Here is a 24,591-nt window from a genome sequence, read left to right as displayed (position 1 = left end):
TCTGTCGGCTCGGCCTCTTTCTGGGCATGTTGGGTGGATGGACGCACATGAAGTGAACCGTGTCCGGGCGAAGTTGGCGTTATACGTGGCTGACGTGTTCGCATCGGTGCCGCGCAAGGATCAGCGAGCCAAAGGCGACTGCTACCTGCGGGGACTGATGCTGGACGGCCGCCGCAAGTCGATCCAGGCCATGGCCTCGCGGCTGCCGGACGGCAACGAACAGAACCTGCAGCAGTTCGTGAACCAGTCCAGCTGGGACCCGGTGCCGGTGCAGCGCCGGATCTGCGAACGCATGCTGCCGCTGGTCAACCCGACGGCCTGGGTGATCGACGATGTGTCGTTGCCCAAGGACGGAAGAATGTCGGTCGCCGTTGCTCCGCAGTACTGCGGAGCCCTGGGCAAACGCGCCAACTGCCAGGTCGCGGTCAGCGTCCACTCCGCCAGTGACACGGCCTCCTGCCCAAGGAGTGGGCGGCGGACACGGACCGCAGGACCGTTACCCGCATTCCGCCCGAGGCCGGGCACCGCGAAAAGTGGCGGCTGGCTCTGGACATGCTCGACACGCTGGCCGGCTGGGGCATGAGGCCGCCGGTCGTGGTGGCCGACGCTGCCTACGGCACCAACGCCCGCTTTCGGGCCGGCCTGGCTGAGCGGGGAGTCGACTACATGTTGGCCGTCCGCGCGGATGTGACCGCCCACCCATTCGACGCCAAACCGACAGCTCCGGACCGCAAGGGCCCTGTCGGCTGCTGGCCCCAGCCCCGCTACCGCCACCCCGCACCCTCAGTGGTAGCCCTTGCCACCGGTCTCGGGCAGGAGGCGTTCACCTCCCTCAGCTGGCGGCAGGGCTCGCGCGGCGAGCTACGTTCCCGCTTCGCCGCCGTGCGCGTCCGCCCTGCCGGCAACGCCGTCGAACGTCCCATTCGGGTCGCCGCCTCGGCCGAACAGGGCTGGTGGGACGGCATCCTGCCCGACTGCTGGCTGCTGGTCGAATGGCCCGAACAGGCCGAGGCTCCCACCGACTACTGGCTGTCCAGCCTGTCGGCCGACACTCCGATCGCCGACCTGGTCCGTCTGGCCAAGGTTCGCTGGCGCATCGAGCACGACTACCGCGAACTCAAGCACGGACTGGGCCTGGCCCACTTCGAAGGCCGGTCCTGGCCCGGCTGGCACCACCACGTCACCCTCGTGACCGCGGCCCACGCGTTTCTTACCGAACAGCGTCTGGCCCCAAAAGCACCTGGACCGCACTCACCCTCTACTAGATCCTCGACGCCCTCCAAGACATCCTGAGGTGCTGGACCGGCACCTGCACGACCTGCCACCAGCCCCTCCCCACCAGGACCACAACACCTAGTACTCCAGCCGGACTTCTCCATTACCGCTGGTCAACGGCTTGAGTGTGGGGAGTGTAGCGGGGTGTGGATGGATGCGGGACAGTCTTGGCATCCCGTCCCACGAACGTGTGGCCACGCCGCATGTAGCGACAACGGACCGAGCAGCCCACAAGCGTGATCAACGACGTGCCCACGAGCGTGTGGGGCCAGGAACTCGAGAACCTCTTCCTGCGGGCCGGAGCCTGCTTCACCCGGGTGGAACCCCGACGCCTGATGCGCGACTACGTTCGCGGCCTCCTCGGCCCGGTGGGCCGCAAGAACGGCTGGCAACTCGCTGAGTATGCAGGCCACGCCACCCCCGACGGACTGCAACACCTGCTGTCCCACAGCCGCTGGGATGCCGACCACCTGCGCAACGAGCTACAGACATACGCCGCAGACCAACTCGGCACACCAGACGGCGTGTTGATCATCGACAACACCGGCTTCATCAAGAAGGGCACCACCTCGGCCGGAGTGCGGCGGCAGTACTCGGGCACCGCCGGACGCACCGAGAACTGCCAGATCGGCGTCTTCGCCGCCTACGCCACCACTCGCGGCCACGCCCTGATCGACCGCGAGCTCTAGCTTCCCAAGTCCTGGACGAACGATGGGGATCGCTGCCGGGCCGCCCGCGTCCCCGCCCAGCGCACCTTCGCCACCAAGGGCGAACTCGCCCGCGACATGATCGATCGAGCCCTCGCCTCCGCACTCCCCGTAACATGGATCACGGCGGATTCCGCCTACGGACAGGACTCCCACTTCCGTCGCTTCCTCGAAGACTCCCAGCTTTCCTATGTCGTCGCCGTGCCCAAGTCCCAGCAGGTCCACGGCCCGCGCATCGACCACCTCATCGCCCAGGCCCCTCTGCGGGCCTGGCAGCGCCTGTCCGCCGGCCCCGGCGCGAAGGGCGAACGGTTCTACGACTGGGCCGCCGCACGCCTGCCCTCGGTCTGGGAGTTCGACGGCGACGAGCCCACCCGGCAACGGTGGATGCTCGCCCGCCGCAGCATCAGCAAACCCGATGAGATCGCCTACTACCTCGCTTGCGCCCCACTGGACGCCACCATCGCCGACCTGGTCCGCGTTGCCGGATGCCGCTGGAAGATCGAGGAGTGCTTCCAGAGCGCGAAGAACGAGTGCGGCCTGGACCACTACGGAGTCCGCCGTTACGTCGGCTGGTACCGCCACATCACACTCGCCATGCTCGCCCACATCTTTCTCGCCGCAATGGCCGTCCAAGAACGCGAAAAGGGGGTGACACGTCCGACACACCCGACCTCGTGGACCTCACCCCAGCAGAAATCCGCCGTCTGCTGGCAGTTGAGCCCCACCGCCGTCCTGCACGGTGCGCACACACGTTGAGCTGGTGGAGATGGCGGCGGCGCCATCAAGCACGTGCCCGGCGCTGTCACTACATGCGGCGTGGCCACACGTTCGTGGGACGGGATACCAAGACTGTCCCGCATCCATCCACACCCCGCTACACTCCCCACACTCAAGCCGTTGACCAGCGGTAATGGAGAAGTCCGGCTGGAGTACTGATCAAGACAGACCTAACGGAGTCCTATTAGGGAAGGGGCGGTGCCATGGATGCCGAGTCCCAGATCAGGGCCGTGATCGAGGAGCATTGGCGGGCTTCGGAGCGAGGAGACATCGAGGCCGAGCATGCGATCTACGCTGCGGACGCGATGCTGGACTATCCGCAGTCGGGCGAGCGTTTCCGGGGCCGCGAGACGATCGCGGCGCAACGCGGCGGGCACCCGGCAGACCGGCACTTCACCATCCTGCGCATCACCGGCCACGCGAATGTATGGGTGAGCGAATGCGTGATCGCCTACGACGGTTCGCCTTCGTACTCGGTGAGCGTCATGGAATTCGCCGACCGGCTGGTCGTGCACGAGACGCAGTACTTCGCCGGTCCTTTCGGCACGCCCGCGTGGCGGGCCGCGCTCGCAGAGCCGATGCCGGGGCGGACTGTCGAGGAGGCCTGATTGGCCTCGTCCGGCACGGCCGGCCTGTCGGATTTCGGCGATTGCCTGTGCTCGCCGGATACCTCGAGGGCGTCAGGCACGCTTGCCGTCACCCGCGGTGTGCGTGGTACGGAAGCGTGCCCGGTAGGCCCCCGGCGTGATGCCGAGGTTGCGCGTGAAGGCCCGGCGCAGCGACTCCGGTGACCCGAAGCCGGTGCGCCGGGCCACCGTGGCCATGGGGTCGTCGCTGTCTTCCAGCATCGCCTGGGCGGCTTCCATGCGGACCTGCTCGACGTAGCGGGCCGGGGTCGTGGTCATCTCGTCGTGGAACAGGCGTGTCATGTGGCGGGCACTCACACCCGCCCGGCGCGCCATGGTGGCAAGGGTGTGTGGGGCGGACGGGTCCTCGGCGATCGCGTCCAGGACCCGGCGCAGCATCTCCTGTCTCGCGCGCGGCGTGTGGGTGCGGACACTGAACTGTGACTGGCCTCCCGGACGCTGCATGAACACGACCATGTCCTTGGCCACGGCGCGGGCGACATCGGCGCCGAGGTGCTCCTCGACCAGGGCGAGCGAGAGATCGATGCCCGAGGTGACGCCCGCGGAGGTCATGATGTGGCCGTCGCTCACGAACAGGGCGTCCGCCTCTACGGTCACCTGCGGGTAGCGAAGAGCGAGCTGGTCGGCGAAGCGCCAGTGCGTGGTCGCTTTGCGTCCGTCGAGCAGCCCGGCCGCGGCGAGGAGGAAGGCTCCGGTGCAGATGGACGCGGTGCGGCAGCTGCGTGCGTCGAGCGCCCTTATGGCGTCCAGCAGGGCGTCGTCCTTGATGAGGGAGGGCCACTCCGGGCCGCCGGGGATGACGACCACATCGCTGGCCTCCTGCACCTGCGCGGCAGCCAGGTCGACGCGCAGTCCGGTGCCGGCTGCGGTAACCGCGTCGGCACCGTCCGGGGAGACCGTGCGTACGCGGTAACGGCCGCCGAATTCGTTGGCCGTCGTGAACACCTCGATCGGGCCGGTGACGTCGAGCAGCCGTACGCCGGGGAAGACCAGCACGGTCACCAGCAGCGGCTTTCTGCCTGACGGCGTGTCCTTCATCGTGCGCCTCCCGGATGGACTGGGGCCCACAGTGGAAGACACCATCATCCGCCTGGCGACGCCCCGCCCGCGCCCGTGCTGAGTGTCGTCCGCTTCCCTGCGGCATGATGCTGCGTTCCGTTGTGTGGATCGAGGCGTCGGGATTCGGCGCCTCACCCGCTTTCAGCATTCGCCTGCCGTCTCGTCGTGGCCGCATATGCGGCCACAACACGCTCGGATAAGGACATCGGGGCACCCGGCCGGCACGCGGCAACGGGCCTGCACGGCGCTCGATGTCCTGGTGTGAGGGCGTCATGGCGCGTGCTGTTCTGTGGCGGGAGCTGTGCTTCGCCATAGCGTCGAGGGCGCCAACGGGCCGACGGCCTCGGCCGCGTCCCGTGAGCTGCTGGGTGCGGTCCGGCCGGTCACCGTCGCTGAACGTGGGCGGTGACGAATCCGACACGAGAAGAGAAGGCACTCCGCGCCGTGACTCCCCACCCCAGTACCAGCCCAGCGGTCCCGTCCCAGGTCGGCCCGGCCTCGAGATCGTCCGTGCATGTCCGTGACCAGCCGGACGAGGCGAACGGCAGGGAGCGGGGTCGGCTCGGTCCCGGCTGGTTCGCGGCCGTCATGGGCAGCGGAATCGTCGCCGTCGCGGCCGCCACCCTGCCGCACAGTTTCCCCGGGCTCGGCGAGGCCGCCACGGTGGTCTGGGCGGGGACCGCGCTGCTGCTGATCGTGCTCGCCGGCAGCTATACCGGGCAGCGGACGCTGCGGGCGCATGCCGGTGATCCGGTACTAGCCCAGTTCTTCGGGGCGCTGCCGATGGCGCTGCTCACCGTAGGGGCCGGGACGCTGCTGCTCGGCCGGCGGCTGATCGGGGAGCGTGCGGCGGTGGATGTGGACTGGGTGCTGTGGTCGGCCGGTACGGTGCTGGGTCTTGCCACCGCCTGCGCGGTTCCGTATCTGATGATCACGCGGCACCGTTTCACGCCGGACGCGGCGTTCGGAGGCTGGCTGCTGCCGGTGGTTCCGCCGATGGTCTCCGCCGCGACGGGCGCACTGCTCGTCCCGCGGGCGCCGGCCGGGCAGGTGCGGCTGGCTCTGCTGTTGGGCTGCTACGCGATGCTCGGGCTCGGGCTGGTCGCGGTCCTGCTGGTGCTGGCCATGGTGTACAGCCGCCTGGTGCATCATGACGCGCCCGGCGGTGCGGTGGTGCCCACGGTGTGGATCGGTGTGGGGGCGCTGGATCAGGCGGTGACGGCGCTGGGGACGCTGGCCACGGCGGCGCCGAGCGCGCTACCCGCCCCGTACGCGCGCGGGAGTGCGGTCGTAGCGCTCCTGGGCGGGCTCGGGATCTGGGGCTTCTCCCTGCTGTGGCTGGTGCTGGCCACGGCGCTGACCGTACGGGAAATCCGCAGAGGGCTGCCCTTCGCAGCCACCTGGTGGTCCTTCATTTTCCCTCTCGGTACCTGCGTCACCGGTACCAGCGCGCTCGCCGCCCGTACCGGCTCGCAGCTGTTCGTCTGGATCGCTGTCGTCCTGTATGCCCTGCTCGTCGCCGCCTGGGCGGTGGTCGCCTGGCACTCCTTGCGCCATGCTGTCCGGCAGTGTGAGCGCGCCCGCGGATGACAGGGCCGCCGCTTCCGCATGACACGGACGCGGCGCGAACCCGGCTGTTTGCCGACGGGCAGCTGGGTTCGCGCCGCACGGGCACCCATTCCTATGGCAGCGACCCGGGCGCCGTCGAGGCCGTGTGCTCTGCGGGCGGCCCGTCTGCCCCGCACCGGCGGATCCGCGCGCGGTCGTGGGGCGGGCCCGGAGCTTGGCGGCCACCATGGCGGCGAAGACGACAGCCCAGAACACTGCTCGTGTACAACGCGGTGCGCGAGGCCGTCATCCACCTCATCCGCTCCCAGGAGATCCGTCCCGACTCCTCCGCCGGCCCCGTCTACTTCGACCTGCACGACGTGGACAGCGAAGGACTGGCCCGCGAACTGGCCGCCGCCCTCTACGGCGACCTCCAACCCCTCGCCCGCGCAGTACCCCACGCGTCCTGACCCCCCAGGCAGCAAGACCAATCGCAGCGCTACACCCCCTGGACCGCAACTGCATATCGCCGGCACGGGGTTCACATCCGATGCGAACGGGCCAATGTCGAACCAGGCCGATTGCCTGACGGGCCCCCGCGGGGTACGCGATGATCGCCCTTCGAACGGCGAAGGAGAGGTCATGGACAAGGGCAAGCGGATCACCGGTGCGGCACGCGACCAGCTCGCCTCCGAGCTGAAGGCCGCATACGAAAGCGGCGCCTCGATCCGGAGCATCGCCGACAGCAAGGGACGCTCGTACGGCTTCGTCCACCGCATCCTCACCGAGGCAGGAGCCACCCTGCGCCGACGCGGCGGAGCCACCCGCAACAAGCCCAGTTCCTGACGGTCTCCCGTGAAGCGGCGCCCCCACGACCGGACTGCCGTAACCGCACCGTTCGCCACGGCCGGGTCGGCCTTGATCTGCGCGGTGCTACGCACCGCGCCGGCAGCGCACCGCGGTTGGCATGTCGCGCCTTCGCGAAGGCGGGCCCTTGGACATGGGCGTGCTCATGGCCCACGTGATCGTGATCTGCGGGTGGGGTGCCGAACCCGGACGAGGACGGTGCGTCCGGCGTTGGCGTGGAGGTGCGTCGACGCGCGGCATACACGCGCCGGATCGGCCTGCCGTCCTGCCCGCGTACGCACGTCGTTGAGGATGCGGCTGTGAGGTGGCGTGTGAACTTTTCTGAACACGTTGCGAAGGCTTGGCGCCCAACCCGGCAGGTGTCCGGGACATGCCCGGCTACGTGGCTAGGTTCAATCTTTGAGATGTACGTGCCAGGCACACGAGTCGTCGGCGTGCGGCTGCAACGGGGAAGAGGATGGTCAGGGTGAATCCTGACAGTGACAGTCAACTCGAAGGCATCGCACGGGGGTTCGTCACCCTGTCCGGCGGCGAACGCGAGCGGTGCGACATCATGCTCAGGTATTCCACCGATGACCCGCTCGGCGTCGGCCTCAGCTCTTCGATGCGGGGCCACAGCCGATCGTAGTGGCCGAGAACGGACGCGATCAGTTCGTCAACCGTGAGTGATCCGTAGTGCTCGGCGACGTGTGCCGGCACCTCCCACTCCGGGGTTCTCCAGGGTCGCCCGGGGTGCCGCGCCAGCCCGTCAGTGGTCAGGCAATCGAACCCGACCTTCTCCGCCACCGCATGGCCAACGGTCGACTTTCCGACGTTCGACGTCCCGCCGATCAATACCACCCGCACATCGTGCACGCCGACGACCCTACTGATCCTTTCGGAACGATGCCTACAGGTGCGAACGGGAGTGAGGGCGGCATGCCACCGGTATGGAAGGCTGCACCTCGCAGACCGCCTTTCGTCGGCGGGAGTTGAGGGCACGACGGGCGATGCCCGCGCAGCCAGATTGGACGTCTCGTGACCAGCGACACCAGCCGCGCTCCGCACACGCCGTTCCGCCTCCTCGTCACCGGCGGCGGAACGGGTGGCCATACCTACCCGGCACTCACGGCCATCCGCGCGCTGCGGGGCCGGCTCGCAGGTGAGGGCCGCGGGCTGGATGCTGGCATCTGGTCCAGGAGCTGTCAGTGAACGTGCGGGTCGACGTCCACGCGACCGGCAAGACAGTGACAGCCGTCGTACCGTGCCCCACCAACGTCACCCCACAGGACTGAAAGAGCGTTTTTCCCCTTGGGGGTGTTTGTGTAACTCGAGGGCAACGGTGAGTTGGGGCCGCGGCCCCTATGCGTGTGAGGGCCGGACCGGCACGTCCCTGATCGGTCGACGTTGAACTGGCCCGTCAGCCTGGCAAATCACGAGCACCCCATCGAATCGGACAGCGGCTGTGCGTTCCGGTCCGTGATCAAGTGGACCTTCCATCCCTTCTCACCCGACCAGTGCGCTGATGCGGGGCCTGCGCATTGCTGGCGTGTACGGGGCTTGCCCGTGGACCCATGATGCGCTCCCCTCCGGGGGCCCGGCGGCGGACACCAGCGCGCAGGATGGGGCCACCATCCGGGTGTCGGCGATTTCCTGACTTCCTTTCGGCGCCCTGTGGCCACCGCTACTCATCAAGCCCTCGCTGACGCTTGGAAGATGTCCTGGAACGCTGTCATGCACTCCAGGCAGTGCCGGTCGGTCGAGTCGTGTCCGGCGACACCCTCACGCTGCCTGCGCTGTCCGCACAGCGTGGCGGCCGTGTCGGCCGCCAGTACGTGCCACACCAGTCCACCGCCCGCGGCGTCCACTCCGACCCACATCTCGTGCATGTCCAGCTCCCTGGTAGACGGCCCCACCTTTCCATCGCACCACCTGTCCGCCCATAAGGCCCCTCGGGGTGGAGCGGACGGGTGAGACGTTCACCCAGCCGTTTGCCCCTCCCCCCGGGGCGGGAAGAATGGGCCGGATCGGGGGCTGTCACGGTGCCTCGCCATGTCGCGAACGGGCACGGCCCCACCATCAGGAGCATGACCCACGTGTCGCCCCGCTGGGAGTCCACTCACCTCCCCGGCCTCGAAGTCCGACGCGGCGCTGCAGGAGAGGTTCTGCAGGTGCTTCCACGCGGACCAGTCCGACTCGAAACCGGTGGGCTTCGTCGGGTCCGAGGCCCCGGTAGGCGGTGCGGAACACGGCGATGACGTGCGGGGCACGGGTCGAGTAGTCCTCGCGGAGCATGCGGCGCACCAGGGCCGTGCCGTGGGCGGTGCGTTCGTCGATGCCGCTGCGGTCGAGGCGGATACGGGACAGGTCCTGGTCCGGGCGTCGCGGTCTGCACGTACTTCACCGCGACGCCCGGGTGGCCTCGCTCTGCGAGCTTCACTCGATTGAGTGAGGCTCGCGAAGCGAGCAGTGGGTAGCGGGTGGAGATGGCGGATTCCGTTGAGCCGATCGCGCCGCTTGAGTTACGCCAGGTGATGGACGAGATCGTGTCGGCGGTGCGCGATGGAGACGATGCCCTGTTGGAGGCGTTACTCGAACGCTTCGCAGGTCTGGCGGACGCCAGGGCAGTGTTCATGCTGCGGCTGCGGTTGCACCAGGACCTGGAGAAGTGACCTCACGGCGTCAGCGCGCCGTCAGAGGCGCACGACGATCAGAGCGATGTCGTCCCGGGCGCCGCCGGCCACGCCGAGGCGGGCCAGCAGGGCGTCGGCGAGGCGATCGGGGCTCATGCGGGTATGAGGGGCGAGGGCGTTGGTGAGCCGGTGCAGGCTGACGTCGATGTCTTCGCCGCGGCGTTCGATGAGCCCGTCTGTGTACAGCACGAGGATGTCACCAGGAGTGTAAGGCAGGGAGGCTTGCGGGCGGGGAACGTGTTCGGGGCGGGCGCCGAGGGGCGGGTCGGTGGCCTGGTCCAGCAGGTCGTAGGTGCCGTCGGCGTGCACCAGGACGGGTGGGAGGTGGCCGGCGCTGCTGTAGGCGATCCGCTGGTGGCGGGTGTCGATCACGGCCTGGGCGGCGGTGGTTGCCAGCGCGCCTTCGACCGAGCGGGCGTACAGGCCGAGGACTTCCAGCGACTTGGCCGGCTCGGTCAGGGCCCGGACGGCGGCGCTCAGCGCGCTGCGGAGCATGCCCATGACGGTGGCGGCCTCCAGGCCGTGGCCGACGACGTCGCCGACCGCGACGCCGAATGAGCCCTCGGGCAGATCAACGACGTCGTACCAATCGCCGCACACGTTCAGCGACCCGACTGCGGGCAGGTAGCGCACTGCGACATTCCGGTGCCGGTCCAGGTCGGGCGAATGCAGCATGGCCCCCTGCAGGGTGAGGGCGACCTGGCGCTCCCGGGCATGCGCCTGGCGCAGCTCCTCGTTCAGCCTTTGCAGCTCCCGCGCCCGTGCGTACAGCTCGGCCTCCATCGCTTCTCGCCTATCCAGTGGTCCTCCTGTCGGTTTGGGTGGTCTGGAGCGGACAAATTCGGTCACGTCCTCCACCCGGTGGATAATCCACGCCACCCGCCCGTCCGGCCCGAGCACGGGGGTGTTGATCGGCGACCACCACCGCTCCTCGAACGCCCCCGGCCGGGACGGCACGGGGATGTCGTACTTTTGGACCGCCATCGTGTCAGGCTGCCTCCACCGCAGGACCCGGCGCAGCGAGGCGTCCAGGTTCTGCACCCCGTCCGCGCTCTCATCCGCCGGATTGTCTGGGAAGGCATCAAACAGGTACTTGCCGACCAGGTCCTGCCTGCTCCGACCGGTGGCATGGAGGTAGGCCTCGTTGACGTCGACGATCACCAGGTCTGGCCCCAGCACCAGATACGGACTCGGCGTGACTGTGAACAACGCTTTGTAGTCAATGTTCGGTTTCATGGACTTGCGTCAGTCCTTTCCGCTGCCGGGGTCCCGAGCAGTGGGGCCCGCCGTCACCTGTTGTGGCGGTGAAGGGGGCGGTGACTCGCCGACTGCATCATTTGAAGCTGAGGACTTCGGCCACAGGCCGACGTGGTGTCGCCGTGCCTGGGGGGCCGTAGCCGAGACGGAACACCATGTGAACGAAGCCGGTCGCAGAGGTCGGATCGCGTACGGACGACCGGAGCTCGGGCCATTCGAGAGGTTGCGACATCAGCGAGGCCGCAAGGCCGTCGAGTGTGGCCTGCAGGAGCACACGCTGCATCGCCTGACCTGCTCGCAGCCAGTCCGCCGGAGCGTCCTTGACCGTGCCGAGCAGCCCGATCTGGGGGTGCTTCTCGAAGTTGGCCACGGCGCGGTCCGCCACCCGGCGCGGGGCGTCGAAATCCCGTACGGGGGAGCTCACACCGTACTGCCGTGGACCGAGGGCGTCCGCCGGAATGCCCTCGGTGGCGAGGCCTTCACCGGTCCTGCCCGTGCGCGTCCACGTCGCGATCTCCGCGCGTACGGCCTCATTCCCGGCCTCGAGGAACTCGGCGTCGTGCACGAGTTCCCTGACGGCGTCGGCATGCCAGGCGCCCGGTGTGATCAACCGACAGCCTTCCAGGAGAGCGGCCGAGCGAAGCCCATCGAGAATCGGCTCGGGAATCTGTTCCTCAGAGAAGGGGAAACGGCTGGTGTGCCGCCGCCGTACAGCGGGATGGAGGTCCGCGAGACCGTGGTCCACGACGTCGGCCCGGTCGAGGCGTACGTCGGCCAGGTACCACGGGTCATCGGGGTCGGGAAGCAGCCGGGCGTCGGCGGTCCAGCCGTTGTGGATGGCGGCCACGCGCAGGTTGAACAGGGCGGCACCGCACCCGAGGTGCAGAGCGCGGTGCTCCGGATCGCCGTGCGGCAGCGTGCGGTCTGGATCGCCGTACAGCGCCAGGGAACGGCTGCCGGTGCGGTGGACGAACTTCCAGGGCTGTGCGTTGTGCATGGAGGGCGCCGTCACAGCGTCCTCGACCAGCGACGTCACGACCGCCGCGTCGAGTTGTTCTGTGGGGGACACGGTTCATCCTGTCTGTGAGTACTCGCCATAGGTGTGTGCCGTACGGCAGCCCTCGTGACGATGCGGGAATCGGCGGCGCCGGGAAGGGAACGGCGTCGTTGCCAGGGGCTGCGGTCGAATGGTCTTCGCCAGGACCGACCGGGTCCATCGCACCCACGCCGGCCTGGACGCAACGGCGCAGGGGACTTGTGGAACTTGCCCTGCCGCTGTCGCTCTCGTTCAGCGCTTGTGGATGGCAGTGGGAGAGCAGTCCTTGACGGTCCTTTCGGACCCCGATGAGGACGAATCATGGAAGGCATCACCCTCTACTCCGCACTTAGCTCGCTCGTCGTGGGCGTCAACGGCTCGGCATCCGCGCGGACAGCAACGCTGTGGGCTGCCGCGGAGGCCAAGCGGCGCGGAAGCCGACTCCACATCGTCCACGCAGCCGACACTGCGGGCCGCACTCACTACCTGTCCCACACCGACGTCGCTCGCGCCCACCGGGCCGGCCGCGAGCTGATCTAGGAGACGGCGGCGGCCGTCACCGTGAGCCACGCGGGACTGCCGGTGAGCAAGGAGCTCAGCCGTAGTGGGCCTGCCCCCAGCCTCACCCGTGCGGGGGCAATGCGCACACCGCGCGGCGCGACACGATCGTGGCCGGACACCGACGTCTGGGCGGCCCGGCCGCAACATGCTCGTCCGGCCGGTCTCGGACCCGGCAGCCTGGGCCGCACAACAGCAAGCATCGCCGTTGAGGACGGGTGAGTCGAGCCAGTAGGCGCCGAGGAGCTCGGCGCGAACGGGGGTGCGGTCGGTGAATCTCCATACCCAATCAACGATCAATATGATCGGCCTGCACGGCCCGTCAACGAAACGACCGGCAATCCACGCATCTGGTTGAGTGTGCTCTCGTCCTGCTAGTCGAGCAGCCCGAGCTCTGTGTCGGGTCTGCAGCGGGGGCAGGCGTCGACGCCCTCGGTCACCGCGCGGAGAGCCTGATCTCGGTCGGCGCCACGCGATCGTTTGCCTGCCCATGTGGCAACCGCCAACGTGGACGTACACGGGGTCACGACCGCCCAGGCCCATCTCGATCAGCCAGCCCGGGGCCGGCGCATGGGCCTGTGCGCCACGTTGGCGTTCTGTCTCGCGGCGTTCCTCGGCGGCTATCCATCGGCGGGTACGGTCCAAGTCTCCGACCTGCACACGCTCCAGGAAGCGCAGCATGTCAAGGCGTGTCGGAGCACTGGAGTCGCTCATGCGTTCGATACTATGACTGCTCGCCGACCACGGCAGCCAGGGAGCGAACAGAACAGAGCAGCGATGGACGCCAGCAGCACGCTGCGAATCTTGAACGTCGACCCCCGCCAGCTCCCACCCGCTCCGGACACGACCAGTGGAGCGGAGCCCTTCGCCAGGATCGGCCGCACCCCTCAGCCGTGCGTCGCCTGCGGCCGGCCCGCGACGGCCACCCGCATCGTCGACACCCCCGGGACCGGCCCGCGCTGAAGTCGATCCGCGCCGCCCGACCCGACGGAGCCCCGGTCTACATCATCCTGGACAACCTCTCCGCCCACACCGGCGCCGACATCCGCCGCTGGGTGAAGAAGAACAAGGTCGAACTCTGCTTCACCCCGACCTACGCCTCCTGGGCCAACCCGATCGAGGCCCACTTCGGCCCGCTGCGCCAGTTCACCCTGGCCAACTCCAACCACCGCAGCCATCCCGCGCAGACCCAGACCGTGCACCGCTACCTGCGCTGGCGCAACGCAAGGAACGCGCCCGCATCCGCAGCGAGAGGGGCATCCGCTGGGGCGGACGCCCCTTCGCAGTCGCAGCCTGAACTCGAGTGGGCCCTCGCGTCACCTTCGCCAGAACAGGTGGTGCTTCACGCCGCTCGGGCTGGGCACGATCTCCAGGTGGAACCGGTCGAGCAGCTCATCGGTGGATTCCCAGAGTCGTAGTCCGGACCCGAGCTTTACCGGCGAGACCGCCACATGCATGGTGTCGACGAGGTCGGCATCAAGGAACTGCCGGATGGTGGTGACCCCGCCGCCGAGTCGGACGTCCTTGCCCTGCGCCGCTTCCCGCGCCTGTTCGAGGACCGTGGCCGGGTCGCTGTCGACGAAGTGGAACGTGGTGTCGGAGAGCGTGAACGACGGACGCGTGTGGTGGGTCAGGACGAACACCGGTGTGTGGAACGGGGGCTCCTCCCCCCACCAGCCGCGCCACTCATGGTCCTGCCAGGGCCCGCGCTGGGGCCCGAACTTGTTGCGGCCCATGATCTCGGCACCGATGTTGCGTGCGAAGTCTCGCGTGAAGTAGTCGTCGAGGCCCCGGCTCCCCCCGGGATCCGTGCGCATGGGCCAGCTCGCCGTGGCACCGGCCCAGGCGAACAGTCTCGCCGGGTCGACGGCGTGGCCGAACGGACTCTCAAGGCTCTGGTCCTCACCGGCACCGATTCCGTCACTCGAGACGGTGAAGTTCATGACTCTCAGCAGTTGATCCACGTGTTTCCTCGTCAGGTCCTGTCGCGTCATCGTGTGGCGAGGCGCCGCACATCATGACGTCGAACGGGGCGTGGCCGGATCGACAGCAGCCCGCAACTTTTTTCCAAGGCGCGTCAGGAAGCGCCCACGTTGGCGGTGTGGCCGCCCCGGTCGCCGCCAGGGGCGCACCTAGCCCCCAGGCTGGGGCCAGTAGTACCATCGGTACCATGGCGAGCAATCCGAAGGCCCTGAACTTGCGGTTCCCCGACCCGGCGCAGCGCGAAGCAATCGAAACGGCCGCCCGACAGGAAGGGATGAGCCTGCAGGAGTACATCCTCTCCGCCGCCGTTGATAAGGCGACTGCGGTCGAGCGGAAGTTCCTGGCGGCATTCGAGGAGTCCAAGGCCCGCAGCGGTGACGCTTTTCGCGCCGCGTCCGACAGCTTGGACCCGAGCCCTGAGCACCGGACGGCCGAACAGCGTGCGCGGCGTGATCTCGATGCCCACGGGCAGGAGCACGCCGCGTGACCCAGCCCGTCCCCGAGCATCCGCTCGACGTGACCTTCCTACTCCACGCCGCCGAGCTCCTCGATGGCGACCCCCAGGTCGACGACTACGGGCCTCTGTACGCGGCCGTCGCACGCGTCAATGCGCGCGCCCTGGAGCACGACATCTACGTAACGCTGAACCTGAAGGCGGGCGCACTCCTGCAGACCCTGGCACGGCTCCCCTGCCTCGAGCACTCGAATGCTGCTTTCGCCTGGCACGCCACTGAGGCGTATCTGATCCTCAACGGAAGCCGCCTCGACTACCCCGTCAAGGCTGCAGTCGATCTCGTCCGCGACGCCGCTTCCACACAGCTGGGTGTAGCCGGCATCGCTCGCCGGCTCCGCGACTGGACTGTCAGCTGATCCCCCACAGGGCATCGCATGCGGCTGCCCCGTCCTCGGCCCAAAGGCGCGCCCTTATCTCTGCGCCAGCGGGCTGACCAGAGTCCCAAAGCGGCCGGCCGCAGAAAGCCGGCAGGTTGCGGGCTGCGAGTGGGGCTGGAGGACCGGCACTGGCGGGGAGCGAGCCGAGTGGGCTCACTCCCCGGGGACAGTGTTGGCGCGTGCCGGTACTACTAACCCTTGGCGGCTTCCTTGAGCTTGGAGCCCGCGGACACCTTCGCGCTGTATCCCGCGGGGATCTCAAGCGGCTCGCCGGTCTGCGGGTTGCGGGCGGTGCGAGCGGCACGGTGCGTGCGCTCGAAGGTCAGGAAGCCGGGGATGGTGACCTTCTCGTCGCCCTTGGCAACGATCTCGCCGACCGTCTCGGCGAACGCGGCCAGCACGGCGTCGGCGTCCTTGCGGGTCACCTCGGCGCGGTCAGCCAGCGCGGCCACTCACCCTGTGCGCGTGGTCGGTGGGCTTCGCCCTGTACGGGATCGCGCTCTGCCTCATGCACGTGTTCCGCACCGCCGACATCCACGAGGTGCTGCCGCCGATCCTCGCCACCTTGCTGGTGTGGGTGATGGCCGCCGTCGACGTGATCAGCAACGCGAACGCCGAGGTTCCCGTCGTTGCCCGGATCGTGCCTGCTCGGCGCCCCGGTGTCGGTGACGGTGTTGTCGTGCTGGGAGCTGTACCGGCTGCGGAAGTACCACAACCTGACGGTGCGACAGGCCCTCGGCCGCTAGGTCATCTCCGCGTCGCTTACGCCGTCCTCCCCAACGACCGGGGAACGGTCACGGGAGACGGTGTTCCCGACCGTTCGGCACGGGCCCGGCGAAGGGCGGCGGCCTCGGTCGCCGCGCCCTGGCGGCGGCGCTGGACGCGGGCCGCCTCGATCGCGGCCGGCGCATCGTCTGGCACGGTTTCGGGTTCGGGGAACGCTCGACGGCTGAGCTCGCGCATCGCGGTGGTCTGCCGCTCGACTGCCTCCGCGATGGCCGGGTCCACCCGGGACGGCGGCGCGGCCCGGCGATGCGCTTCGAGGGCTCGGCGGTAGCCGTCCGATGGGGCGGGGCGCACACTGGGCGCGGTCGGTCGCGGGGCCGGGGCAGCGGCCGTGGCCGTGGCCGGACATGCCTTCACGGGGGCGGACGCCAGGACGTGCACGACGCCCAACCCACGGTCAACCCGATTCCGAACCCGAACCCGGACGACCAGCCCGCTATCGACCCGATCCCCGCCCCACGGGCGACGCGGTGACCGCGGTCACCCAGGATGCCGGTACGCAGTGAGACGGTTGCGCGGAGCACGACCAGGTACTCGGTTCCAGACAGCGCACAGCCCAGGCAACCCAGAGAACTCGGAATGAGGAGGTATCGACGTGCACTCGATCAGGATGAGAAGGATTGCGGTCCTCTTGGGCGCCGCCGTCTTCTGCCTCGCTGCTCCGGCCCAGTCGTTCGCCGATTCCGGCACGGCCCCCAAGGCCGCCTACTGCGGGACGGATGGGGCCACCGGGCTCGCGGTGTCGGCGACCGGGAACGTGTCCTGCGGCGCCGCGCTGCAGGCGGCGGCCGCCTACACCAAGGCCTGGCACGGCGCGGCGGCCAAACCCGTCCAGGTCCGCAGGGCGGGCATCACGTGGCAGTGCCAGGAGCGGCCGGGCGACCCCAACCCCTACCAGGCGTGCGTCGACGCACAGGACCACACCCGGCTGGTCACGCTGTCGTCTTGACCCGACCGGCTCCGCCACCGAAAGGCCCTCCCCCATGATGTCCCTGCGACTGCCGTCGATCGCGGTCGGCGCCCTGGTGGTGCTCGCGCTCTCCCCGATGGCCCATGCCACTCCCGCCGGCCGCACCACTCCCATCGCTACGCGCGACGTGTGCACCACGGCGATGGCTGCCGCCGACAGCGCCGAGAACGACTACAACGCCATCAAGAAGGACCTGGAGCGCCGCATCGCAGATGACGGTCACCCGGACAAGTCCGAGCTGCAGGCACTCCAGGACGCCGACGCGAAGCGCGTCATGACCGCCTCCCAGGCCCAACGCGCCTGCGGGCTCTGACTGGCTTCGTCCACGAGAACGGACAGCGCTTCCACAGCGCTTCGGGAGGCATTCGGCCGTCTCCGCCTGGTGAGATGTTCACGAGTTCAACAGCGCTGGGCTCCGTCGCAGCGGTGCTGTCGAGTTGCGGATCCGCGTGGTCGAGCACGAGCTCAATCGGACGGCGTGACCGACCTTCCACACGCCGAACCACTGCTCGGCGCCGTAGTCCTCGTACCGCTCCACCTCGGTGAACCCCAGCTTTGCCGCCAGGCGCATCGAGCGCTCGTTGGCGGTCTGGGTGCGCAGCACCACCGCCTCGCCGGGAAGCGCGTCGGCGAACCAGTCGAGTGCCGCTGCGCACGCCTCGGTGGCGTACCCGTGTCCCCACGCTTGCGGCAGGAGCAGGTAGCCGAGCTCGGTCTTCCCGACGTCCGGACGGACGTGCCCCGGACCCTCTGCGTGCGGACCGGTGCCCGGCCGATGAAGGGCAGTGGGGTTGTTCATCCGGTTTGCAGGCCGTCACACGGCCAGCGGTGAAGGTCAGCCCAGTGCCTGGTCCAGAGGCTGGGAACTGCCACCACGGGCTGTGTTCCGCCACGTCCGGTTGCACAGTCCGCGCTCGTACAGGCGGGCTCAAAGCGGCGCCAATGACCGGGAACGGCAAAGAGCAACGGTGAGGCAGCCGGCGAAGAGACCGAGGAGCAGCACACTCCATCCCCACCAGCCGGGCGTCGCGCCAGCGCTGAGGGCGAGCTTCACGTCGCCGAAGCCGATCACTCGGGGGTGAAGGGGATCATCAGCAAGAACACGACGCCCAGCACGCCGGCACCCAACAGAAAGGGGCGAAAAAGCGCGTACCGAAACGCGTACCGGTCTCTAGAACAGCCAGGTCACAGACCTGTCAGACGTACCTATGGCCAGCAGAACGCAACCGGTTCGCTCAGGTACTGGTACGCGTTTTCGCCGTACCGCTCCAGCCGCCCGGTACGCGTTTGGCGGGCGCCGCAAAATATGCGTACCGACCGCTCACCGTCGACCGGTACGGGCTGCGCAGTACCCGGTGCGCAACGCGCCCTCGTTGGCACTGCGCAGTCGGAATCGGGACCGGGCGGGCCTGCTGCGCAACTCCCGAAGCCCCCGTTGCGCAGCGAGCCCGAACACCTGCGCACTGCGCACTGCGCACCGAGTACGGGTTCCTGCGGGGCGCTGCGCAGCCGCAGGCCGTAACCCGGGCACCGGTCGCACTGCGCACCAGGCCGCGGGAAGGCGGAACCACTCTGCGCAGCTCCTCAGTGATCACATGCCCGTTTCGGCGCAGTGCCGTTCAGCCGAAGCGGATCTTCTACAGCACGAGCGATACTCCCAGCCCGGGGTTGTGACCCGGACAGCTGCAGCGCCCGACTGGGCTCCGGCTCGGCCGGCGCCCCTTCCGGATGCCGCCCGGTCAGCCAGTGGAGGCCTGCCGGTCGGCCAGCGTCGAGCGGGCACGGACCATTGGTCTGGGCCCGCGTCGCATTCGGAGCGAGGCCGTCCGGCTCTTCCCCGCCTGCGATGTAGGGCTGTCCTTCGACGCATGCGCTGAACCGAGCCGTGGGCAGTACGAAGGGGGCCTGACCAGATCAGAGGGAGCCGTGAACCTGCTTCCCGCGATCACCACCACGCACGTCCTGGAAACGCCCCGTCGCATCACCCCTGACCGATCCGCAAGACCAGGGCAGCCCTCGCGCCCGGCGGTCGACTACCGCCCTGATGGAGGGTCCGTAAAGGCACCAGCGCCCCGTGCACGGGGTGAGTCACAGCCCGTGCCGGTCGAGGATGGTCATCAGCTTGCGCCTGCGCTTCAGTTCCGCCCGCAGTGCGCAGACGTACGCGGTGAACTCACCCATGGTGTCCAGCGCCCGGTGGCAGTCACGGGCGCCCCGCAGCAGCAGGGCCATGCGCTCATAGACGCGGTCCCCGGTCGGCTCCTTCAACTGTTCGACCAACCGCAGGTACACCGCAAGCGCGTCGGCCGGTCGCGTCGTGCGCGAGAGGTCGGCGAGCTGCTGCAACTGCCGGTCGTCGGCGCCACTGGACGCCTCCCGCCAGGCGGCGTCCAGATCTTTGTCATCCAGCAGCGCGTCCATCAGCACAGACCCGCCGAGCCGGCCGCCGAGCCCCTGGCGGGCGTCCTCCCGCAGGAGAGCGAGCGCCGCCTCATGCTCACTTTCCCAGCCGCCCACGGCCCCAGCAGCGGTGCGCAGCTGCTGGTAGGCGGTCAGGGAGCGCTCCGCCCGCAATCGGTCTCGTCGGAGGGAGACCGCCTTCGCCGTCCGGCCCGTCCGTGTGTATCGGGCGCACAGGTAATCGACCAGGTGGCCGTCGACATGCGCCTGGGTGGAGGTGTCTCGCAGCCCGCGCTCCGCCCAGGCAAGCGCCTCGCTCTCGCGGCCCGCCGCGTCGAGTTCTTCGGCGATGCGCAGATGCGTGGCACCGCAGGGGAGCAAGTCCTTTGCATACAGGGCGATGAGTGCATCCACGTCGCCCTCCGCCTTGATCAGGCGTTCCATCAGGTACTGCTGCGCCCAGCCGCGTGGGCTGCGCTGCAGCGCCTCGGCCGCCAGCTGCCGCATGCGGGCCAGTCCGGTGGGCCCCAGCACATCGGCATAGTCGAGCGGATCCAGGTCCGTCACGTCGTTTGCGTCCCCGAGCATGTGAGCGACCAGCCACTGGGCAAGCCGCTCCGGGGCGGCGCGCGCTGCCCGGCATGCCTGCATGTGGGCGTCAACCACCGCATGGGCGGCCTGCCCGACCACGCCGTCGGAGTCGTCGATCTCCCCATACACCTCGCCGAGCATCTGGATCGCCGCCTCAGCCAATCCGACCGCCTGCGCCGCCTGCCCCCCGGCGGTCAGGGCGCGCAGCGCGTCCGCCGCCTCCTCGACCTGCCGTGCATACCCACGGGCGTCCGCATACTCCACGTACCCGAACTGTTCGAACGGCCGCGGGTCGACCAGCGCCAAAATCCGCTCCCGGAGCGTATCCACATCACAGTGCGCGGCCGCAGCCCGCAGCTCCAGGCGTCTGCGCAACTCCCGGTCTGCGGCGACCTGTTCTTGCACCAACGCCACAAGCTCGTCGCGAGACAGTTGTGTGAGCCACTCCTGCAAGCCCGAGGTCCGTGCCCGGGCGGCGGCCCGCTGACGTGGAATCGGCGCCTGCCGCAGCACGGTCAATCCGACCGCTACGCAGTGCTTGCAGAAGTTGCCCTCCTGCCCGTAGGGGCAGTCACACCATCCTGAGACCCCGGTTTTGGTGCCGTCGCCGAGGGTGAGCTCCACCTCATAGACGTCGCTACCGTGCACCCTGGCGATGACCGCGTCGTCACCCACCTCCAGGCCGCTGACCGCATCCAGATAGCCCACGCCCCGCTCGAAGGACCGTGCACCAGCCAACGTCCGCAACTCGTCCTCGCCGAATCCCACCGCGTTTCGTGCCACACCGGTATTCAACCGCTCTCGCAGAAACTGTCCAATCCACGGCCCTTCTCTCACCTTCGGTGACGGGACGGTAAGAAGAACGGTGTAACTCCTGATCATGGAGGATGCCCGCTGCTCCGGGTCAGCGGCGTGCTGCTCGCCGCCCTGGGCGCCTTCCTGGTCGTACGCAACGGGGCAGAAGTCGGAGGCAGCGCACGCTGGTTCGGCGACGTGCTGCTCCTGCTCGGCGGGCTGATGTGGGCCGGATACAACGTGCTGGGCAAGTACGCGAGTCGAGGCCAGGACGCGGTGAACCTCACCTACCACCAGACTGTGGCAGGCGCCGCCGGCTTCCTGCTCGCCTCACTCCTGGAGATCGGCGAGTGGCGGATGCCGGACGCATCGGCCTCTGCGATGCTCACCTATCTGGCCGTGGCGTGTTCCGTCGGCGGTTTCCTCCTCTACAACTACGGCCTGCGCCGGATGACTTCGAGCGTCGCGGTCAACATCCTCAACCTGGTACCAGTGGACGCCAGTTACCGGGAATCCCAATTGATCTGGTCCCGGGGTCGGTCAATCACCGGGCCAGATTTGGACGGCTGGCAAATTGCCAAGAGCAGAACCGTGATCATCCGCGACACATGCTGTGGTCGGCTGATGGCACCTGGGATCGGGTACTCCAACACGTCCAGGCCCGGGCAGACGCCGACGGGGACATCGACTGGAACATCAACGTCGACTCCACCTCGGTGCGTGCACACCAGCATGCCGCCGGAGCCCCGAAGAAGGCGCCGCCCGCACCGTCGGCCGCCTCAAAAGGGGCTACAGGAAGAACAGTTCACGTGCGCGCTCAATTGCGCTGCCTGCTGGCGGAGGCGGTGCGGCAGGCGAAGGACTCGGCCGTTCCCGCGGCGGGCTGACCTGCAAACTCCACCTCGCCGCTGACGGCAGGTGCCGTCCACTGTTGTTGGTCATCACGCCAGGCCAGCGGGCGGACTGCGCCCAGTTCGAGGCCGTGCTGGAGCAGATTCGGGTGCCCCGCACCGGATCGGGCCGCCCGCGCCGCACGCCCGACAGTCTGAGTGCCGACAAGGCGTACAGCAACCGCGCCATCCGCTCTTACCTACGCCGACGCAGCACCCGACACGTGATCCCGGAGAAGAAGGACCCAGTCCCTCGTCATCCTCACCCCCGAGCCCGCCTCCCCCTCCGCCGAGGCCCTCGGCATCCTCGCCAGCTGGACCGGCGCCGCCGCCCCCGCACCGGCCACCGCCGAAGAAGCACGCGACACGGCCGCCGGCTGACACCGGCCGACAGGGCTCTACGCCGAGCAAGGCCGACAGGCCGGGCGGGCCTTCCGGGATGTGGTTGAAGGAGCTCCTGTTCCCTCTGCCGCCGGAAGTTGTGGCCGTCCGTCGCGTGGGCTCAGCTGTATCGCTGGGGGATGGTGACCAGAGTGCGGCCGCGGCCGCCGGCATCGACGCGGTCGTGCGCCTGGGCGATCTCCTCCAGCGGGAAACGGTCGCCGATGTCCACCGTGAGGGCGCCGACGGCGGCCGCGGCTGTGAGATCGCGGACGGCCTGCCGTCTTGCCTCGGCGGGGAAGTCGTCGCTGCCGAGCAGGCGGAGGGTGACGTTGTTGAACAACAGCGGCCAGAAGGGAAGTTCGGTCCGGTCGGCGCGGGTGGCGTAGGCGGCGATGACCGCCTCGTTCGCGGCGACGGCGCAGTCCAGGTCGGCGTTGTCGGACAGGGCCACCTCGACGATGCGGTGGACTCCCTTCGGCGCATATGTGCGGATCTCCGCTGCCGGGTCGCCGGAGTCGAGGGCGACGGCATGAGACACCACGCCGGGGTCGACGCAGTCCAGGTCCCCCTCGTGCCGGACCGTGGCGAGCACGGTGGCCCCGGCCCAGTGGGCGAGCTGGGCGGCCAGGGAGCCGACCCCGCCGAGCACACCGTGCACCAGGACGCATTTGCCGTCGACCGGGCCGTCGGCAAATACGGTGCGGTGGGCGGTGATCCCGGGGATGCCCAGGCTCGCCCCGAGCTCGTCGCCGAGGTGGTCGGGCAGGGGAGCGGCCAGGTCGGTAGGGACGACGGTGTACTGGGCGGCGGTGCCGAAGGGCCGGTAAGACTGCGCGCCGTAGACCCACACCCGCTCCCCCGTACGGCGCGTGTCGACGCCTTCCCCGACCTGCGTCCACGACCCCGGCGGCGTCGCTGTGCGGGATCACGCGGGGAAAGGGCATCGTCGAGCCGAGCCAGCCACGCCGTTTCTTGGTGTCACCGGGGTTGACGCCCGAGACGGTCACACGGACGCGCACCTCGCCGGGGCCGGGCCGGGGGACGGGCAGCTCACCGACGTGCAGCACCTCGCCGGCGGGGCCCTGTGCGTCGTACCAGGAGGCAAGCATGCGGGAACCTCCGTCACCTTTCAGTCCGCGGGTTCTTCGAGCGTAGGGGGGTCGTTGCGGGTGCGCGCGGCATCGGGCCCCGCCTCGCCCTCGCCGAGGAGGTCACGGAGCCAGGCGCGCTCGGCGCGGCTGGTGGCGCGGGCCGTGAGGAGCATGCCGCGCCGGTAGGGGTCGGTGACCTGCTCTGCGCGCAGCGGCTCGTCGCCGTCGTAGAAGAAGCTCGCCGGCGCCTGCAGGAAGTCCAGTCGCCGGCGCAGCACCGCGTGCTGGTCGGCGATGTCAGGCAGGAGCGAGAGGAACGCCAGGATGGTGAAGAACCGGCTGAAGTCGGTGATCTCGTGGTCGGCCGGCTTGCGCAGGCGCTCCAGCATCTCGGCCCGCCCGTCGGCGGTCAGGCTCAGCACATAGCGTGCGGCACCGGCGCCCGGATCGGTGCGCCGCTCCAGCAGGCCGGTCTTGGCGAGGCGGTTGATCGCGGGGTACAGGGTGCCGTCGCTCACGGGCCGGGCGTACCCGGTCAACTGTGCGACGCGGCGGCGCAGCTCATGGCCGCGCAGAGGGCCCTCGGCCAGGAAGCCGAGTATCGCTAGTTCCAGCATGGTTTCATTGTCGCACAGCCGCATCGAATCGATGTACACATCGATTCGATGTTACGCTCCAAGGCTCCACCAACGTCTCTTGAGAGGCAGAGCGAGATGCCACTGCAGTCCACCGAGTCAGTGATGAACCGATTCGTCGAGTTCATCAATACAGCAGACGAGGACCTTGCTCGCAAGGTCATTTCTCCGGATGCGGTGTTCCATGCACCGAGTCACCCGGAACCACTGCGGGGACCCGCTGGGTACATGGAAGTCATCGGGATGATGCGCAGCGGCTTCCCGGACGTCCGGTGGACGCTGGAGGAGACGGTCACCGAAGGTGACACCGTGGCCGCGCGGTTCACCATGCGAGGCACCCACGATGGCGAATTCTTCGGGATTCCGGCGAGTGGCAACAAGATCTCGGTGCAGGCCATGAACTTCTACTATCTGGCCGACGGCCGGATCATCGGGGAACGGGGGCAGCCCGACCTCCTCGGGGTGATGCAGCAGATCGGTGCCGTACCGACGCCGTAAGGCGAGCGAGCGCTCAACCAGAACCTGCGCCCGGTTGAACGAGTCGAGAAAGCGGTATGGGGTCGGCGTACGGGATGCGGACCTGGCCCCAGGGATGGCTCGTCAGTTCTTCCTGTACAGCTATCGAGACCTCATGAGGCCCTCTCACGTGTGGGTTAGGTGGGACGGGCAGGCGGAGGCGGTCGCCGTTGCGATTCGGGGGTGAGCCTTGTGCCGACTGCATTCAGTTTTGGGACCCGGCGTCTCACCTCACAGCTGGGGGCCTCAGGCA

At 68.8% G+C, this 24,591-nt stretch carries 23 protein-coding genes and 7 pseudogenes; 18 read left to right on the top strand and 12 right to left on the bottom strand.

Translation table 11 applies throughout. The annotated features are described in order from the left end of the window. Positions 1 to 37: 37 nt before the first annotated feature. The 3 genes and pseudogenes from OG698_RS46790 (at position 38) to OG698_RS46780 (ending at position 3,370) form a co-directional block, all read left to right on the top strand. A pseudogene (locus OG698_RS46790) lies at positions 38 to 1,293 on the top strand (IS701 family transposase). Between the two features lie 230 nt (positions 1,294 to 1,523). Next, positions 1,524 to 2,741, top strand: a pseudogene (locus OG698_RS46785) (IS701 family transposase). A gap of 224 nt (positions 2,742 to 2,965) precedes the next feature. Then, positions 2,966 to 3,370: a nuclear transport factor 2 family protein gene (locus OG698_RS46780; RefSeq protein WP_406110477.1), complete on the top strand. Its 405-nt coding sequence runs from the start codon at positions 2,966 to 2,968 to the stop codon at positions 3,368 to 3,370. Between the two features lie 72 nt (positions 3,371 to 3,442). Here the strand turns inward: OG698_RS46780 and OG698_RS46775 are convergent, their stop codons facing one another. Next, the gene (locus tag OG698_RS46775; protein WP_406110475.1) at positions 3,443 to 4,447 is read right to left on the bottom strand and encodes a GlxA family transcriptional regulator; all 1,005 of its coding nucleotides are present in this window, start codon (positions 4,445 to 4,447) and stop codon (positions 3,443 to 3,445) included. A 531-nt stretch (positions 4,448 to 4,978) separates the two neighbouring features. Between OG698_RS46775 and OG698_RS46770 the strand changes: the two genes are divergently transcribed. The 3 genes from OG698_RS46770 to OG698_RS46760 all read left to right on the top strand — a co-directional run bounded on the left by OG698_RS46770 (position 4,979) and on the right by OG698_RS46760 (position 6,862). Beyond that, a complete protein-coding gene (locus tag OG698_RS46770; RefSeq protein ID WP_406110473.1) occupies positions 4,979 to 6,058 on the top strand; it encodes a TDT family transporter in 1,080 nt (359 codons plus the stop codon). Between the two features lie 239 nt (positions 6,059 to 6,297). Further along, a complete protein-coding gene (locus tag OG698_RS46765; RefSeq protein WP_406110471.1) occupies positions 6,298 to 6,486 on the top strand; it encodes a hypothetical protein in 189 nt (62 codons plus the stop codon). Between the two features lie 172 nt (positions 6,487 to 6,658). Then, a complete protein-coding gene (locus OG698_RS46760; protein WP_406110469.1) occupies positions 6,659 to 6,862 on the top strand; it encodes a helix-turn-helix domain-containing protein in 204 nt (67 codons plus the stop codon). Positions 6,863 to 7,477: 615 nt separating this feature from the next. Here the strand turns inward: OG698_RS46760 and OG698_RS46755 are convergent. Beyond that, positions 7,478 to 7,723: pseudogene (locus OG698_RS46755) on the bottom strand (hypothetical protein); the annotation flags it as partial. A gap of 177 nt (positions 7,724 to 7,900) precedes the next feature. Between OG698_RS46755 and OG698_RS46750 the strand changes: the two are divergent. Next, a pseudogene (locus OG698_RS46750) lies at positions 7,901 to 8,056 on the top strand (UDP-N-acetylglucosamine--N-acetylmuramyl-(pentapeptide) pyrophosphoryl-undecaprenol N-acetylglucosamine transferase); the annotation flags it as partial. Positions 8,057 to 8,553: 497 nt separating this feature from the next. Here OG698_RS46750 and OG698_RS46745 read toward each other — a convergent pair. Further along, on the bottom strand, positions 8,554 to 8,751 hold the full coding sequence (locus OG698_RS46745; RefSeq protein ID WP_406110467.1) for a hypothetical protein: 198 nt from the start codon (positions 8,749 to 8,751) through the stop codon (positions 8,554 to 8,556). Positions 8,752 to 9,348: 597 nt separating this feature from the next. Here OG698_RS46745 and OG698_RS46740 point away from each other — a divergent pair. Then, positions 9,349 to 9,534 (top strand): hypothetical protein, encoded by a 186-nt coding sequence (locus OG698_RS46740; protein WP_393588095.1) that lies wholly within the window; start codon positions 9,349 to 9,351, stop codon positions 9,532 to 9,534. Positions 9,535 to 9,555: 21 nt separating this feature from the next. On the opposite strand, the gene OG698_RS46735 is transcribed toward OG698_RS46740, so the two are convergent. Both OG698_RS46735 and OG698_RS46730 read right to left on the bottom strand, forming a co-directional pair. Next, the gene (locus OG698_RS46735; protein WP_406110464.1) at positions 9,556 to 10,791 is read right to left on the bottom strand and encodes a PP2C family protein-serine/threonine phosphatase; all 1,236 of its coding nucleotides are present in this window, start codon (positions 10,789 to 10,791) and stop codon (positions 9,556 to 9,558) included. Between the two features lie 97 nt (positions 10,792 to 10,888). Continuing rightward, complete coding sequence (locus tag OG698_RS46730; RefSeq protein WP_406110462.1) at positions 10,889 to 11,881, bottom strand: Acg family FMN-binding oxidoreductase; 993 nt, start codon at positions 11,879 to 11,881, stop codon at positions 10,889 to 10,891. A 288-nt stretch (positions 11,882 to 12,169) separates the two neighbouring features. On the opposite strand from OG698_RS46730, the gene OG698_RS46725 reads away from it, so the two are divergent. Then, positions 12,170 to 12,388 carry a universal stress protein gene (locus tag OG698_RS46725; RefSeq protein WP_326778271.1) on the top strand — a complete coding sequence of 73 codons (219 nt, stop codon included), beginning with the start codon at positions 12,170 to 12,172 and terminating at the stop codon, positions 12,386 to 12,388. Between the two features lie 392 nt (positions 12,389 to 12,780). Here OG698_RS46725 and OG698_RS46720 read toward each other — a convergent pair whose 3' ends face one another. Then, a complete protein-coding gene (locus OG698_RS46720) occupies positions 12,781 to 12,846 on the bottom strand; it encodes a hypothetical protein (protein WP_406111690.1) in 66 nt (21 codons plus the stop codon). Positions 12,847 to 13,210: 364 nt separating this feature from the next. Here OG698_RS46720 and OG698_RS46715 point away from each other — a divergent pair, with 364 nt between their 5' ends. Both OG698_RS46715 and OG698_RS46710 read left to right on the top strand, forming a co-directional pair. Further along, complete coding sequence (locus OG698_RS46715; protein WP_406111792.1) at positions 13,211 to 13,369, top strand: hypothetical protein; 159 nt, start codon at positions 13,211 to 13,213, stop codon at positions 13,367 to 13,369. Continuing rightward, positions 13,363 to 13,703 (top strand): annotated as a pseudogene (locus OG698_RS46710) (transposase); the annotation flags it as partial. The gene OG698_RS46715 and the pseudogene OG698_RS46710, both read left to right, overlap by 7 nt. 19 nt (positions 13,704 to 13,722) lie before the next feature. Here OG698_RS46710 and OG698_RS46705 read toward each other — a convergent pair. Continuing rightward, on the bottom strand, positions 13,723 to 14,370 hold the full coding sequence (locus OG698_RS46705; RefSeq protein ID WP_326778071.1) for a dihydrofolate reductase family protein: 648 nt from the start codon (positions 14,368 to 14,370) through the stop codon (positions 13,723 to 13,725). A gap of 206 nt (positions 14,371 to 14,576) precedes the next feature. On the opposite strand from OG698_RS46705, the gene OG698_RS46700 reads away from it, so the two are divergent. Next, on the top strand, positions 14,577 to 14,876 hold the full coding sequence (locus tag OG698_RS46700) for a DUF1778 domain-containing protein (protein ID WP_406110460.1): 300 nt from the start codon (positions 14,577 to 14,579) through the stop codon (positions 14,874 to 14,876). Continuing rightward, entirely contained in the window at positions 14,873 to 15,259 is a 387-nt protein-coding gene (locus OG698_RS46695; RefSeq protein WP_406110458.1) for a fic family toxin-antitoxin system, toxin component, read from the top strand. Before OG698_RS46700 ends, OG698_RS46695 begins: the two co-directional genes overlap by 4 nt. Before the next feature lie 212 nt (positions 15,260 to 15,471). On the opposite strand, the gene OG698_RS46690 is transcribed toward OG698_RS46695, so the two are convergent. Further along, the gene (locus OG698_RS46690) at positions 15,472 to 15,732 is read right to left on the bottom strand and encodes an HU family DNA-binding protein (RefSeq protein ID WP_406110456.1); all 261 of its coding nucleotides are present in this window, start codon (positions 15,730 to 15,732) and stop codon (positions 15,472 to 15,474) included. A 929-nt stretch (positions 15,733 to 16,661) separates the two neighbouring features. Here OG698_RS46690 and OG698_RS46685 point away from each other — a divergent pair. Both OG698_RS46685 and OG698_RS46680 read left to right on the top strand, forming a co-directional pair. Beyond that, on the top strand, positions 16,662 to 17,015 hold the full coding sequence (locus tag OG698_RS46685) for a hypothetical protein (RefSeq protein ID WP_406110454.1): 354 nt from the start codon (positions 16,662 to 16,664) through the stop codon (positions 17,013 to 17,015). Between the two features lie 34 nt (positions 17,016 to 17,049). Then, positions 17,050 to 17,349, top strand: a complete 300-nt coding sequence (locus OG698_RS46680) for a hypothetical protein (protein WP_406110452.1) — start codon at positions 17,050 to 17,052, stop codon at positions 17,347 to 17,349. 177 nt (positions 17,350 to 17,526) lie between these two features. Here OG698_RS46680 and OG698_RS46675 read toward each other — a convergent pair. Together OG698_RS46675 and OG698_RS46670 are read right to left on the bottom strand one after the other, a co-directional pair. After that, positions 17,527 to 17,790: pseudogene (locus OG698_RS46675) on the bottom strand (GNAT family N-acetyltransferase; N-acetyltransferase); the annotation flags it as partial. A 1,334-nt stretch (positions 17,791 to 19,124) separates the two neighbouring features. Next, entirely contained in the window at positions 19,125 to 20,810 is a 1,686-nt protein-coding gene (locus tag OG698_RS46670; protein ID WP_406110450.1) for an SWIM zinc finger domain-containing protein, read from the bottom strand. 129 nt (positions 20,811 to 20,939) lie between these two features. Here OG698_RS46670 and OG698_RS46665 point away from each other — a divergent pair, with 129 nt between their 5' ends. Continuing rightward, positions 20,940 to 21,734, top strand: a complete 795-nt coding sequence (locus OG698_RS46665; protein ID WP_406110448.1) for a DMT family transporter — start codon at positions 20,940 to 20,942, stop codon at positions 21,732 to 21,734. After that, positions 21,643 to 22,161, top strand: a complete 519-nt coding sequence (locus OG698_RS46660; RefSeq protein WP_406111688.1) for a transposase — start codon at positions 21,643 to 21,645, stop codon at positions 22,159 to 22,161. The genes OG698_RS46665 and OG698_RS46660 overlap by 92 nt, the downstream gene beginning before the upstream one ends. Positions 22,162 to 22,214: 53 nt before the next feature. Here OG698_RS46660 and OG698_RS46655 read toward each other — a convergent pair. Beyond that, positions 22,215 to 23,205, bottom strand: a pseudogene (locus OG698_RS46655) (NADPH:quinone reductase). Between the two features lie 20 nt (positions 23,206 to 23,225). Beyond that, a complete protein-coding gene (locus OG698_RS46650; protein ID WP_406110446.1) occupies positions 23,226 to 23,804 on the bottom strand; it encodes a PadR family transcriptional regulator in 579 nt (192 codons plus the stop codon). Between the two features lie 123 nt (positions 23,805 to 23,927). On the opposite strand from OG698_RS46650, the gene OG698_RS46645 reads away from it, so the two are divergent. Then, positions 23,928 to 24,320 (top strand): ester cyclase, encoded by a 393-nt coding sequence (locus OG698_RS46645; protein WP_406110444.1) that lies wholly within the window; start codon positions 23,928 to 23,930, stop codon positions 24,318 to 24,320. Positions 24,321 to 24,591: the final 271 nt, after the last annotated feature.

The sequence above is a fragment of the Streptomyces sp. NBC_01003 genome (assembly GCF_045162695.1).
Lineage (GTDB): Bacteria > Actinomycetota > Actinomycetes > Streptomycetales > Streptomycetaceae > Streptomyces.
The sequence above is the reverse complement of the archived record's forward strand: the minus strand, read 5'-3'. Positions and strand labels throughout refer to the sequence as shown.